The 12,534-nt window shown below is 64.4% G+C and carries 19 protein-coding genes; all 19 read right to left on the reverse strand.

Going from position 1 to position 12,534, the window contains the following annotated elements:
- Positions 1 to 35: 35 nt before the first annotated feature.
- On the reverse strand, positions 36 to 464 hold the full coding sequence (locus NIM87_RS12075; RefSeq protein WP_254674939.1) for an NlpC/P60 family protein: 429 nt from the start codon (positions 462 to 464) through the stop codon (positions 36 to 38).
- Positions 461 to 1,351: a DUF2163 domain-containing protein gene (locus tag NIM87_RS12080; protein WP_254674940.1), complete on the reverse strand. Its 891-nt coding sequence runs from the start codon at positions 1,349 to 1,351 to the stop codon at positions 461 to 463. The genes NIM87_RS12075 and NIM87_RS12080 overlap by 4 nt, the downstream gene beginning before the upstream one ends.
- Positions 1,348 to 1,968 carry a DUF2460 domain-containing protein gene (locus tag NIM87_RS12085; protein ID WP_254674941.1) on the reverse strand — a complete coding sequence of 207 codons (621 nt, stop codon included), beginning with the start codon at positions 1,966 to 1,968 and terminating at the stop codon, positions 1,348 to 1,350. The genes NIM87_RS12080 and NIM87_RS12085 overlap by 4 nt, the downstream gene beginning before the upstream one ends.
- Positions 1,969 to 2,054: 86 nt before the next feature.
- Positions 2,055 to 2,603, reverse strand: coding sequence for a phage tail tape measure protein (locus tag NIM87_RS12090; protein WP_254674942.1), 549 nt, complete (start codon positions 2,601 to 2,603; stop codon positions 2,055 to 2,057).
- Positions 2,593 to 2,784: a rcc01693 family protein gene (locus NIM87_RS12095; RefSeq protein WP_254674943.1), complete on the reverse strand. Its 192-nt coding sequence runs from the start codon at positions 2,782 to 2,784 to the stop codon at positions 2,593 to 2,595. The genes NIM87_RS12090 and NIM87_RS12095 overlap by 11 nt, the downstream gene beginning before the upstream one ends.
- Complete coding sequence (locus NIM87_RS12100; RefSeq protein WP_254674944.1) at positions 2,781 to 3,095, reverse strand: gene transfer agent family protein; 315 nt, start codon at positions 3,093 to 3,095, stop codon at positions 2,781 to 2,783. The genes NIM87_RS12095 and NIM87_RS12100 overlap by 4 nt, the downstream gene beginning before the upstream one ends.
- Positions 3,096 to 3,132: 37 nt before the next feature.
- Complete coding sequence (locus tag NIM87_RS12105) at positions 3,133 to 3,546, reverse strand: phage major tail protein, TP901-1 family (protein WP_254674945.1); 414 nt, start codon at positions 3,544 to 3,546, stop codon at positions 3,133 to 3,135.
- A gap of 168 nt (positions 3,547 to 3,714) precedes the next feature.
- On the reverse strand, positions 3,715 to 4,110 hold the full coding sequence (locus NIM87_RS12110; protein WP_254674946.1) for a DUF3168 domain-containing protein: 396 nt from the start codon (positions 4,108 to 4,110) through the stop codon (positions 3,715 to 3,717).
- Positions 4,111 to 4,113: 3 nt separating this feature from the next.
- On the reverse strand, positions 4,114 to 4,458 hold the full coding sequence (locus NIM87_RS12115; RefSeq protein ID WP_254674947.1) for a phage head closure protein: 345 nt from the start codon (positions 4,456 to 4,458) through the stop codon (positions 4,114 to 4,116).
- Positions 4,455 to 5,021 carry a head-tail connector protein gene (locus NIM87_RS12120; protein ID WP_254674948.1) on the reverse strand — a complete coding sequence of 189 codons (567 nt, stop codon included), beginning with the start codon at positions 5,019 to 5,021 and terminating at the stop codon, positions 4,455 to 4,457. The genes NIM87_RS12115 and NIM87_RS12120 overlap by 4 nt, the downstream gene beginning before the upstream one ends.
- 159 nt (positions 5,022 to 5,180) lie before the next feature.
- Positions 5,181 to 6,404, reverse strand: coding sequence for a phage major capsid protein (locus NIM87_RS12125; RefSeq protein WP_254674949.1), 1,224 nt, complete (start codon positions 6,402 to 6,404; stop codon positions 5,181 to 5,183).
- 12 nt (positions 6,405 to 6,416) lie between these two features.
- Positions 6,417 to 6,890 carry an HK97 family phage prohead protease gene (locus tag NIM87_RS12130; protein ID WP_254674950.1) on the reverse strand — a complete coding sequence of 158 codons (474 nt, stop codon included), beginning with the start codon at positions 6,888 to 6,890 and terminating at the stop codon, positions 6,417 to 6,419.
- Positions 6,887 to 7,018, reverse strand: a complete 132-nt coding sequence (locus NIM87_RS18605) for a hypothetical protein (RefSeq protein ID WP_269468037.1) — start codon at positions 7,016 to 7,018, stop codon at positions 6,887 to 6,889. Before NIM87_RS18605 ends, NIM87_RS12130 begins: the two co-directional genes overlap by 4 nt.
- Positions 7,019 to 7,022: 4 nt before the next feature.
- Positions 7,023 to 7,211 carry a hypothetical protein gene (locus tag NIM87_RS12135; RefSeq protein ID WP_254674951.1) on the reverse strand — a complete coding sequence of 63 codons (189 nt, stop codon included), beginning with the start codon at positions 7,209 to 7,211 and terminating at the stop codon, positions 7,023 to 7,025.
- 71 nt (positions 7,212 to 7,282) lie between these two features.
- Positions 7,283 to 7,621, reverse strand: a complete 339-nt coding sequence (locus NIM87_RS12140) for a hypothetical protein (protein ID WP_254674952.1) — start codon at positions 7,619 to 7,621, stop codon at positions 7,283 to 7,285.
- Positions 7,622 to 7,984: 363 nt separating this feature from the next.
- Positions 7,985 to 9,154, reverse strand: coding sequence for a phage portal protein (locus NIM87_RS12145; RefSeq protein ID WP_254674953.1), 1,170 nt, complete (start codon positions 9,152 to 9,154; stop codon positions 7,985 to 7,987).
- Positions 9,155 to 9,406: 252 nt separating this feature from the next.
- Entirely contained in the window at positions 9,407 to 10,657 is a 1,251-nt protein-coding gene (locus tag NIM87_RS12150) for a DNA-packaging protein (protein ID WP_254674954.1), read from the reverse strand.
- A gap of 4 nt (positions 10,658 to 10,661) precedes the next feature.
- Positions 10,662 to 11,105, reverse strand: coding sequence for a hypothetical protein (locus tag NIM87_RS12155; RefSeq protein ID WP_254674955.1), 444 nt, complete (start codon positions 11,103 to 11,105; stop codon positions 10,662 to 10,664).
- Positions 11,106 to 11,248: 143 nt separating this feature from the next.
- Complete coding sequence (locus NIM87_RS12160; protein WP_254674956.1) at positions 11,249 to 12,469, reverse strand: DUF2254 domain-containing protein; 1,221 nt, start codon at positions 12,467 to 12,469, stop codon at positions 11,249 to 11,251.
- Positions 12,470 to 12,534: the final 65 nt, after the last annotated feature.

The following is a 12,534-nucleotide window of genomic DNA, read 5'->3' on the forward strand; positions in this document are numbered from 1 at the left end:
GCGCCGCGCCGGATGAGGCGGAAGTTCAGGCAGCCTCAAGAGCTCGCTGCAGGAAACCGATACCGGCCACTGACCCGCTTGGCCCAGCCGGGCGTCATATTCGCCTCCACCACGCCCAGATGCTCCTGGGCATGGATGAACCGCGATTCCGAAACCATGATCCCGCAATGGCGGGGTTCGTCGAGCCCGCCCAGCCGGAACAGCACGACCTGCCCCGCCGCAAGGGTCCCCGTCTCTGCACTCAGAAAACGCTCCGCCGCCAAGCGCAGCGCCTCGGGATTGTCGTCGGCGCGCATATCCGCCCGATAGGCAGGCACGGCCGCAGGTTCCGCGCCGTACAATGTCCGCCACACGCCCCGCAGCAAGCCCAGGCAGTCGCATCCGGCGCCTGGCCTCGAAGCCCGGTGCCGATAGGGCGTGCCCAACCATGCCCGCGCTGCCAAGACCACACGGTCCGGGCTCATGGCACCACCGCCCGTCCGTCCATGGCGTCGCCACTGCGCGGATGGCGCAGCACATAGTCGCTGCCCGGAATATGCGGAAAGCCGCGAAAACTGGCGGTATTGCCGAACCTGGATTTGCAGGTGGCAAAGCGGCGATCGCACCCAACAGTGATCTCCAGGCTGTCGCCCACCTCGACCCATTCGCCGATCCGGTTGGCGAAGCCCAGCAGATCGCCCTCGGGCTCGCGCCGATGCGTCAGCACCGCATCGTGCAATCCGTCCCGCCTGCCGCTCGACCAAAGTCCGACGCCAAAACTGAACCAGTCCTCCTCAAAGCCCGTCAGCCCGCTCACCCGCAGGTGGAAGGCATCGATGATCGCAGTGACCAGAGCAGTGCCCCGGTGTGCCGGCAGATCGAGGTCCACCCTACACCGCGCATCGCCCACCTGGGCATCGCACAGGCCCTGATAGACCCGACCGCGCGTCACATTGAGCGCCTGCTGCGGCGAGCGCAGTTCGGCCCGGAACACCCCGTCCTCGCGTACGATTTCGCCAATCGTATCGACGCGCAGCAGCACCCGCTGCTCCGGCGCCGCCCAGTTCACCAGCCAGCTTTCCACCTGCGCGCCGTCATAGCGGCCGAGCAGAATGTCATCCTCGCTGATTGCTGCGCTATCAAGCACGCCGAGCACCTCGCCGGTCTCCACCTGCTGGCCCAGCCGCACAGGAACCTCGCCACCATCGAGGCCAAAGGTCGGCACGCACTCCGTGCCCTCAATCGGTACGGCCCGGTCATGATCGGTGAACCCCAGCGTCACGCCATCGCTGCGCAGCACGCGCCAGCAGTGCGCCGTGGTGGTTTCACCCTGCTCAAGATGTGCGGCAAGGGACGGTGGAAGCGTCCTCATGGAATAATCTCCATCAGTGGAATGCTGGGCGCCTCCGCCCCGTCGAAGCCGGTGAGTTCGATATCGAGCCGGTCGGTGTCGAAGCGCACCGGCACGTCGAACAGGAACCCCGCCGTTACCGCTTCCCCGTCAACGGGCGCGCTGTCGAAGCCGATCACTCCCGTGGTGACGTCCACAGTCCACCCGCCGACCAGTTCCACTCCGCCCAACGCCACCCGCACACTGCCGGCGACCGGCTTGGCAATGGTGCGAACATAGGGGTCGAACGCCGCGCCATAGGTCTTTACCAGTTGGAACTGTGTACGTGTCCCATCGCCCGTCCCGAGCACCTGGTCGGTTGGCAATGGCACCGCGTCACCGGAGGAATTGTCCAGCCCGTCCCGCCACAGAAACCCGTGCAAACGCCCGCGCCGCTCCTCGAAAAACGCCAATACCGCCTGCATGTCGGCCCGCGATTTTACGCCATAGCCTGCATTGTAGCGCCGCCGCGAATGCGCCCAGCGCCCATTGCGCTTCTCGCCACCGCCCGCCAGCGTCGTCACTTCGGTCCGTCGCTCCGGCCCACCCCGCGCCCCCAGCGCGATATCGAGCGGAAACCGGGTGTGATGAAATGTCATTTTTGGGATCTCTCGTTTTGGCCCTTGGGTACGTGAGCACCGGAAGCGCAGAACCCCGCCGCTTGCAGGCCGGCATCACCTGAATATCAAGCGCTGCGGGAGCCCCGCCGCACCGCTCGCAGAAGCATCGCGCTGACCTCTGCCTCGCTCGCCGCAAAGCTGCGCGCATCGCTGGCCGTCACGTTGAATGTCACATTCACAGCGCCGCCGCCCCCGGCGACGCCCAGCCGTCCGTCGGCGCCGCGCTGCAGCGGCATGATCGCTTCCGGTCCGGCCTCACCGGCCAGCCCCATCCCCCGACCCAGCGGGAAATAGCTGGGCGAAGCGATTACCCCGCCCTTGGCGAAGGGCGTTACACCGCCCAAGGCCGGATTGGTGGCCGTGAACAGGTTCTCCACCAGCCCGCCCACCAGCGTCCCCAGCGGCTTGAACGCGGCTTTAAGCGCAATATCGGCGAAGGCCCCGGCAATATCGCTCAGCACCGAACGGAACGACTTTCCGTCCATCACCGCGCCACGAAAGGCCCGGCTCACCGAGTTCGCCACGCCGTCAGCCAAGTCCTCAATGCGCCCCAGCTCCACCGACACATCGCTCAGTTGATCGCGAAGATCCTCGCCAAAAAGATCACCGGCCATCAGGAAACCGCTCCATCAAATCTTGCAAATCGCGCCGCTCCAGAGGCCCGATCCGATCCCCAACAAGCGCTCCCCAGGCAGAAGCCAGTTCGCGCGGCGTCATCGCCCAGAAGTCCCGCGGCGGCAGCCGCAGCACCCCGAGCCCAAAGCCCATTGCGTCTTTCCAGGGAAAGGGCCTCATGCCGGCTCCCCGAAGGTTGCCCTGAGCAGCCGCACGGCGATTTCCGCTGCCCCGCGCAAACCACCCTCGACGCTCATCCGCGCCAACTCGTCATCGCTCAGGGCATTGCCGCCTCCGCGCAGCCCGGCTCCCAGAATGGCCGTCAGGTCCCGGGCCGAAATCCTGCCCTCGCCAAAGCGTTCGGTCAGACCTGCAAGATCTCCACCTCCCAGCCGCGCCTCCAGCTCCGCCAGCGCCCCCAGCGTCAGGCAAAGCGTCCGCACCTCGCCACCGATCTCGGCCGCGATCTCACCACGATGAATGTTGGTCATGTTTCTCTCTTTCAGAAAGGCCCCCAATGCTGCCGCGCTAAATCGCCACGAATGTCACTTCCCCCGCGCTTTCCAGCGCCAGGTCGAACGTCACTTCCCCTGCGTGGTCCGCCGAAAACTCCAGCGCCACGATCTGGAACGGCCCTTCCACTGTGCCGAAACTAGGCAGGATCAGCTGCCAGCTGCGGATGGTGCCTGCAAAGAACAGCGAGCGGATCGTCGCGTCCGAGCTCTGATCCTTGAACACACCGGAACCGGAAACCGAGGCGCGTTTCACCCCGCCCCCGGCCAGCAGTTCGCGCCAGCGCCCGGCACTTTCCTGGTCGGTCGTGTCGACGCTAGCCGCATTGAAGTTGAGGCTGCGCGTTCTCAAACCTGCCACTGTGATGAAACTCCCCGACCCGGTCTGGTCGAGTTTGAGAAGCATGTCCTTGCCGCTCTGGGCTGCCATTTTCTGTGTTCTCCTCTGAAGTCAAGAATACCCCCACCCAGCCTCCCCCTGAGGAGGGGGAGGAGCACCTTCGCAGTCGGGCACAATCCCGTTCCAAGCACAGGTGGGACTCCTCCCCCTTCTTCAGGGGGAGGCCGGGTGGGGGTCCCTGCCCTGCACCACCTGCCGCTACTCGCTGAAAAACCGCAGCGTCACCGCTGCACGCGCCTGGCCGGTTGCAGTATCGATCGCCGTTTCGGTCCGCATGTGTTCGCCATGGGTTACCGTCAGGCCCACCGGCGACAGCCCTGCCAGCGCCACCGCAGTAACCCGTTCGGCGATATCGAGCGCCGCCCGCCTGCTGGGCTGGTCGCTCCAGCAATGGAGCAACAGCCGGTGCTCCTGCCCCGGCGTCGCGTCACCATCGCGTTGCCGGATGTCGTGCCGGTCGATCACCACATAGGGCGCGGGCCTGTCGCGCGGCGGCGCGTCGAACACGCCACCAGCCCCGATCAGCGCCACCAGCGTCACGTCGGCCTCCAGGGCGACTACCAACGCCGCCTGCAAGGCTCCAATCGGATGCATGGCCTACCCCGTAAAACTGGTTTCGCTACAGGCACAGCTGAGATAGGCCCGGCGCCCATTGAGATCGGCAGTGCTCACCACATCGAGATTGCGCCCGCGATAGACGATCCGGTCCCCCGGCGAGACATCATTGCGGAACCGCAGCACCACGCTGTGGGAAATTGCCACGGCGCGCCCATCGGCGTTGGTGCCCTGGCGACCCGACAGGCTTCGCACCCGCGCCCAGAGGTTGTTCACCGGCACATAGATTCGTTCATGCCCACCTCCGCCGTCGCCGAGGCTTTCGCGCCGCTTCAATTGCACCCGGTCGGTCAGCGTGCCGATTGCGGGAATCTTGTCCCCGCTCACAATCGCACCCGCTTGTAGCCGGCCACGACCCGGTCAAAGCCCGAGGGCACGATGGCCCCCGACCCGGCTACAATCACAGCATCGCGATGCTCATACCAATGTGCCACCAGCCCCAGCAGCGCCTGGCGCAAGTCAACCGGCACATCCTCCGGCTCGCTGCCATACCCGGCGACATAGTCGATTTCGAGCCCCTGGCGCGCCTGTAGCATCGGCATGCCGGTGACGACGCGCGGCACGATCAGCCGGTCCGGTTCGCTCGCAAATTGCGCCAGTGCAATCTCGTGGCTGGCGCCACTATCGTCTATCGCGGCAATGCCGGTCACGGACATCAGCGGGGATACCGGCAGTTTCACCACGCCCCCCTCGGGCCAGTCGTCGAGCACGATCCGCCAGCTCTGTGCCAGCAGCGCCCGGCCCGTGACGCCTTCCACATGCAGCCGCGCCGCCCCGATCAGCGTCGTGATCAGCGTGTCCTCAGCTGTGTCATCGACCTTGAGAAAAGCCTTGGCCTCGGCAAGCGAAACCGGCTCCTCGGCGGGTCCCGCCAGGAGATATGCAGTCATCTCTTATTTTCCCGATGTTGTGTTGGGCACGGCACCGAAGTGAGCGCCGTCAGCCTGAGTCAGATGGAGGGGAGGACCGAGCACCGGAGCGGAGCGTACTATGAGTACGTGAGCACCGGAGCGCAGGCCCTCCCCTTCAGATGGCCAGGATCACGGCGATCACGAGGTGCCGAACTTCAGCAGCTTGATCGCGTCATAGTCCGCGATCCCGCCGCCGACCCTTTTCGTCGTGTAGAACAGCACATAGGGCTTGGAGCTGAACGGGTCGCGCAGCACCGAGACGCCCTGGCGATCCACGATCAGATAGCCGCGGCGGAAATCGCCGAAGGCCACCGAGAAGCTGTCGGCGCTCATATTGGGCATGTCCTCGGCCTCGACCAGGGGAAAGCCCATGAAGCTGGCGCGCCCGTCGGCCGCCGCTGCCGGCTGCCAGAGATAATTGCCGTCGGCATCCTTGAGCTTGCGCAGCGCGCCCTGCACCTTGCGGTTCATCACCCAGCTGGCGTTCTGGCGGTAGCCGGCCTTGAGGGCATAGACCAGGTCGATCAGGATATCGCTGGCGCTGCTGGCCGGCAGCGCGCCCGAAACACCCGTAGCGAGATAGCCCAGATTGCCCCAGCTCCAGCTCGCTTCCGCCGCCTTGGGGGCATTCAGGAAACCGGTCGGCTTGTTGCTGCCGTCGCCGGTCACGAAGGCCGTGGTTTCCTGCGCCGCAAAGGCCGCGTTGACCTCGTCGGCAATCCATTGGCCCACGTCCACCGCCGCGTCGTCGAGAAAGGCGCTGGTTGCCGCCGGCATGGCGTAGAGCTCGGTCGTGGGATAGCTCAGCTCTGCCAGCGTCTGGCTGTTGGTGGTTGGGCGGCTCGCCGTCTCACCCACCCAGCCAGTCTGCGGCCCGGTCACCGTGATCGGCCGCTTATAGATCGAGCCCGATACCTGCCGCACACCGGCAATGGCGCGGATGGGCGAGATATGGGTCATCAGCCGCGTGATTTCGGTTTCGACCTCGCCCGGCACCACATAGCCGCCATCGGCATTGACGCCGATCGAGAGCGCCTTTTCCTCGCCACGCTTCACATAGGCCGCGAAGGCCTCCTTGTATTCGCCATCCGGCACGCTGCCGCCCTTGCCCTCAATGGCCGGGCGGCTGCGCTCGGCGCTCAGCCGATCCATGGCCGCCTTGTGGCCGTCGATAACGCGGTTGAGCTTTTCGAGCTTGTCCTCAAGCAGGCCATCGGCCGAGCCGCGCTTTTCGATGTCCTTCAGGCGCTGGTCGTTGGTGGCCTTGAATTCCTCGAACGCAGAGGAAAATTCGGCGAAGAGCGCGGCAATATCGCCCCCTGCGCCGGCCTTGGTTTCAAGGCCGTCGTCAATCCGATCCATGTCGGTGTCCTTCTATCGGTTGCGGATAGTTCTGGTGGCGGCGGCAATGGCCGCGCCGGCCGAGAGGGGGGAGGCGATGCGCGCATCCTCCATCATCGGAAAGGTGACGATCGAGACCTCGAAGAGGTCGATCTCATGCAAGAGGCGATTGCCATCGCGGCGGCTGGCCTTGACCGTTCGGAACCCGATGGACAAACCATCGAGCGCCCCATTCTCGATCAACCGCCGCAGTGCATCCGAGCGCGGCACGCCCGGTACCAGCCGCCCCGTCACGAAGAGGCCATGGCTGTCCTCGGCCATGCTCTCCCAGGTGCCCACCGGCTCCTTGGGGTCATGCTGGAACAGCAGGCGAATGCGACCGCGCCGCTTGGCGAGGCTCTTGGCAAACGCCCCCGGCAGAACGATATCACCGCCCGAGTCGAGCTTGTTGAACACGCTGGCATAGCCGGCAAAGCGCCCATCTGCGCCGATTGGAATACCGCTCATCCGCGCTTGGTTCCTCCCGAGCGCGGCTTGGGTGCACCGCGCTGCTTGTCCGCCAGCGTCCCCGCCAGGTTCCAGGCAAATTGCCGGAACGTCTGTTGCGCCGCCTCGCGATTGTGCTTGTCCGCCATGGGTTTAGTCCTCCTTTCGGAAAAGCCGATTCAACTGCGCGATCTCCTGCACGAAGTCGTTGAAGTGTTGATTCACCCGCGCCATTTCGCGCAAGGCCCACACAAGCAGCGCGCTCGAACCACTTGCCCAAAGGAAGAGCGCCAGATGCGCCAGATCCCCGCGCTCGATGACGGTTTTGGTCAGATCGTCCATGGGATCCTCCTGGCAACAAAAAGCCCGCCGGAGGCGGGCTGGGCTGAGGCAAGTGTGGCAGCAAGCAAAATTCATGATCGTGGTGTGACGGATGCTATTGAAAACAACGATCCTGGCTTATCGATGAGATAATGCTTGCCAGCGCTCCATTGAAAACGCGGCATGAAATAGAAATGGGCTCCGTCCGGCAGCCGAGCTAAAGCCCAAGGCGCGGCGAGCCCCTCCAAGTAGACCGGGCCACACATATATCCAGCGGTGAAGGTCGCCACTGTCTCCCCGGTTGGCTCGCGATAGTCTGACACCCAAACGAGGGCGAACGCCTCTCCAAGGCCCGCCCTGAAGGTCGATCGGGCCCGCCCGAAGTCGACCGCCGCTCGCTCCGAAAGCGAGATATTCTCAATCAACTGCATCTTGGCACTCCTAGAGTGGCGCAGCGGGATAAGTCGGTCGACAGGGTACTATGGCGTTCAATTCAATTGTGCGCTGTCGGCCAAGCATGTCCAGATATATGCAGTGCCTTACAAGCCCAGCATCACCTAGACCTACTCGTTCGGCGATTAGGTTTGCCGCTAGGGCTGTTCTGATCCGTTCTGCAACTGGTGCCCCCACTGTATCAATCCATTGCCCGCCCTGCGGTGTCTCTTTGGGAGCCCGTGGCTGGTCCTGGCGATACCGTCGCTCCAGAGCAGCAATCAGAATGTCTAACTTGAGTGACAGAGTCGCATGTCGAACTTCCCGTTCCAGAGCCCCGAGCACTAGATGAGCAGGTTGCCTCATCGCTCCACCCCACCTACCCCCACCAGCTCCCGCTTCTCGGCATCCGTAAGAAACCCCGCCCCACCCACCCGGGCCCAGAGCGCCGCGCGGTCTTCGGCCAGCGCCTCGACGCCCTCGAAATCGGGCACCACTTCCGCACCCTCGAATGCCGGCCCCAGCCATCCGCTCAGTTCCTGGCTCACCCGCAGCACCAGCGGCACCAGCGTCTGCCGCCACAGCGCCTTGTTGGCTTCAGCCAGGTTCGCATAGGTATTGTCGCCCGGTATTCCGAGCAGCATGGGCGGAACGCCGAAGGCCAGGGCAATGTCGCGCGCTGCCGCGTGCCTTGCCTCGATGAAATCCATTTCGCGCGGGCTCATGGCGATGGTTTTCCAGTCCAGCCCGCCATCGAGCACCATGGGCCGCCCGGCATTGGCCGCCCCGGCAAAATGCGTTTCCATTTCTTCCTTGAGCCGGTTGAACTGCTCTTCGGTCAGGCTCCCCGCCCCCGCCGAATAGACCAACGCCCCGGATGGACGCGCGGCATTGTCGAGCAGCGCCTTGTTCCACTGGGCCGAGGCATTGTGAATGTCGAGACTGGTCTGCGCCGCTTCGAGCGGCCCCATGCCATAGTGGTCGTCGAGCGGATGAAACAGCGCCATATGCAGCACGCCCGGAATGGGCAGCGCCTCCTGCGAAATCCGCGTGGCCCGGCCCCCGGCCTTGTAGTCATAGGCCACCGGCCAGCCATCGCCCCCGGCGACAACGCTCATCCGGTCGGGCCGCAGCACGAACAGCGTCCGCACCGCGCCATCAACAATTCCCGCCTGCAAATAGGCATTCCCTGCCGTCTGCAGATAGGCATAGACAGCCTCGAGCACCTCCGCGCCCGACTGCCGTCCATTGGGCCTGGCCAACAGCGAAACCAGCGGATGCTCGCTCACTGCCTGGCCCTCAACCCTGACCGTCAGCGGCACGCGGTTCGCCGCCTCGGCAATCAGTCGCACGCAGCGATAAACCACCGGATTGCGCATGAAGCCCTGGTTGACCAGGCTCGCATAGCCCCGTCCGCTCCATTGTGCCGGCCCCAGCTGGCTCAGCGTCAGCATGGTGTGCCCGGCAAAGGTCTTGGTTTCGTTGGGCGCGTTCGTCCGCCCACCAAACAGGCGGTTCAGGAAGTTGGGCATATTCTTGTTCCTCGATAGTTCGACCCCCACCCAACCTCCCCCTTGCCAGGGCGAGGAGTAGTGGTGGTCTTCCGGCAATCCGGCAAACTCGATAGGTCCCTCCCCCTTCTTCACGGGGAGGTTAGGTGGGGGTGCTCTTCCGCCCGTCGAGCGCAGCTGTCACGGCTTTCTCGCCAAAATATCGCTCCACCGGAGATTGGGCCGCGACCCCGCTCTCCTTCCCCTTGTGGGAGAAGGAGAAACTGCCCCCGCCTACAGGCCCCGCACTCGCGGCCTCACATCATTGAGCACGAGTTCTGTCAGCGCCCATACCAGTGCGTCCACCCGGTCGGGCGAATGCCCGTCCGCCTTGCCATCCGGCCCGAATGCACACAATTCGTCTTCCAGGGCATGCAGCCCCGCGACATGGCACACCAGCCCACGGGCATAGAGCGCCGCGACCGGCTCAGCCCGCACCCATTTTCCGCGGTTCGCCCGCACCATGCGCACTGGAACCGAGGCATCGACCTGCTTGAGCATTTGCTCCACCAGGTCCCCACCCTGGTTGACCTCAACCACAATGCAGTCGGCCTCATGCGCCCGGAAGGCGGCCACCGCCCGCGCCGCCCAGATATCTGGCCGCACGCCCTGGACCGTGGCATCTTCCAGCACAACGGCCCCCTCGCCTGCCCGCCCAGCTACCACGATGCCGCAGGCGTCCGAGCGCTCGGTTCCCGTCACCGGCGGGTCGACTGCTACGACAATTCTGCCATCCACGGCGCCGTCGGGCGGGCGAAACATGCTGCGCTGCCAGAGCGCATCGGGCCGGTCTTCGATCAGTTCGCCATCGAGCTCCTGCCGGCCCAGTACCGTGTCGCGATAGCGTTCCACCACCGCCGCCAGAAAGGCTTCGGCCAGATGGTTATTCACCTTGGTCGCCGCTCGGGTGATCACGGTCCGCTCATCGGCAATCAGCCGCTTCATCAGCTTGGTGGCCCGCGGCGTCGTCGTCACCAATTGCCGGGGTCGTGGACCCAGTCGCAGCCCAAACTGCAACATGTCAAAAGCCGCCTCGGCCTTTTTCCATTTCCCGGTCTCGTCGCACCAGGCCGCCGCAAACTGCGGCCCGCGAAAACGTTCCGGGTCCGAGGCCGGCAAGATATGGGCCTCGACCCCATTGGGCCAATGCAACACGCTGCCGGTCAGTTTCGGCACCATCCAGGGCGGACAGATGCGCAACACGCCGCTTTCGCCCTTCACCATCACCGCCTCGGCCTCGGTCATTGTCTCGCCTACCAGAGCAATCGGACTGATGCCGAGTTCGGCCAGCATAAGCACCCATTGGGCGCCTGCTCTGGTCTTGCCCGCCCCGCGACCGCCCAACAGCAGCCATGTGGTCCAATCGCCGTCGGGCGGCAGCTGGTGCGGCATCGCCCAGATCGGCCAGTTGAAGGCAATGTCCACCAGCTCGCTTTCAGGTATCCTACTCGCCAGACGCTTTACGGCGGAGTTCAGGGTCGACATTGTCTCAAATGCGTCCCTTGGTAATCGCGTCGATGCGCGCTTCCAGCTTTTTACGCAGGTCCGAAATCTCGCCACGATTTCGGGTTGGGCCGTCGTGCGGAGCATCTGCTCGTTCGATGGTGATCAGCTTGTCGAGATCGCGCACCAGGTCGCTCAGCACCTTGCTTTCCGCGCGTGTCCCTTTGTCCATTTCTGCCTCCAATAGATCTATCTGCCGCTCCAGCAGGTTCTGAACCCGCGCAATCAGGATGCGCCGGTCGATGTCTTCGGGGCTGCCGGCACGAAGCCATTTGTTGGTGCGGGCGCGCGTTTCCAGCTGCCCGCGACGCAGCCGATAGCGATGGGCAATTCCGTTGCGGGTCATGTGCCCGGACTGATAGTCCAGCCGCACAGCCTCCCACGGCACGTATCCGCCATCGCGGTTCCGCTCGGGGTCGTCTTTATCCATGTGAGAATGTTCCGCTTCAGGCGCTCAGCGCGCCCGCCATCGACCCAATTTGTCGACTATGCCTGAACACTACCAGACCAGCGTCACGCGGGGATAACTTCTTAAATATCTTTTGAAATCAAGCGTTTGAAAATGAAGCGCACCTATTCCAGCACCCCTGCCGCCTTCAGCGCCGCCTTGTCGCTCTTGGCGCTCATTGCCGCCGTGCCGCGCTCCACCGCGTCCTTGATCATGCCGCGCGCCGCTTCGCTCAAATCGTCCCGACTGCGGACAAGCGTCTTGAGCCCCGCCACAAGGCGCAGCATCACCTCGATGCTTCCGGCCCCATCCCGCGCAATCGGGCGGAAGGCGTCGGCCATCAGGTCGTTGGGGTCGAGGGGGGAGACCAGCACTCGATCGTATTTCAGCTCGCCCTCGTCCTCGGGCCGCTCGACCAGCACGCGTACCAGCGTACCCACCACCGCAATGGCCGTCCCCGGATCATTGATGCCGGGCGACAGCGCCTTCCCGGCGATCTCGGCCAGCACGATCAGGCCAAAGCGTGGGTCGCTGTCAAAGGTCCGGGCTTTGCCCACCACGAAGGCACCAGCCAGCTTTTCGACCAGCGGCTCGTCGGTAGAGCCTTCCACAAGTGCCACCGGTCGATCAGGCGCAGCATAGGCGCCTGGTCGCGCCGTGATTGTCACCACCAGGTCGTTGTCCTCGGCCAGCTCCTGCAATCGAGCGATGTCGATATGCTGGACAAAGCCGATCTTGCGCGAGAATACAGGGTCACCCACCGCGCGTTCCTCCAGCGGCCGGCATTCCATAAGGCCTTGCCCCGGCACCGCTCGAAACGAGCGTTCAGCGGCCTCCCCCGCCCGCTCCACCGTCTCCCCGACGCGGCCAATGGCCGACATCTGGCCGATCCAGCGGATCAGCGCCGCAACCACCAGCATCACGACGCCCAGCGTCACAACGAACAGCAACAGTCGTCCGGCCTCGCTATAGATGCCGGCCGACAACCCAATGATGCCAACAATGGAAAACAGAAACGCCCCGATAAACACCGAGATTGACGTCTGGGCGCTCCGGTCTCCCACGATCAGCGGAACTGCCCTTGGAGTGGTCTGCGATGAAGCGCTGGCCAACGCGCTGACAATGGTCGAAAGCGCAAACACCGCCACCGTAAGCAGGCTGGTCGCCAACACGGTCAGAATGGACTCAACCGCTTCGGAGGACAGTGTGAAGGGTAGGCTGTCCGGGATCAGCCGCGCCATCCCAAAGGCGACGACCAGCGTCAGGACGGCCATCAGCGAAAACGCCGCCGGCAGGAACCACATACGCTGGGCAATCTGCCGAAACTTGAACGCGATTTGACTCATCGAACGCCTCCCCCGCACCGAACAAGCATTCTGGGCCGAAATAGTTGCCTAGGGCCAGCCCGCCA

Origin of the sequence: Devosia ureilytica, from assembly GCF_024273195.1 — a bacterium.
GTDB classification, from domain to species: domain Bacteria; phylum Pseudomonadota; class Alphaproteobacteria; order Rhizobiales; family Devosiaceae; genus Devosia; species Devosia ureilytica.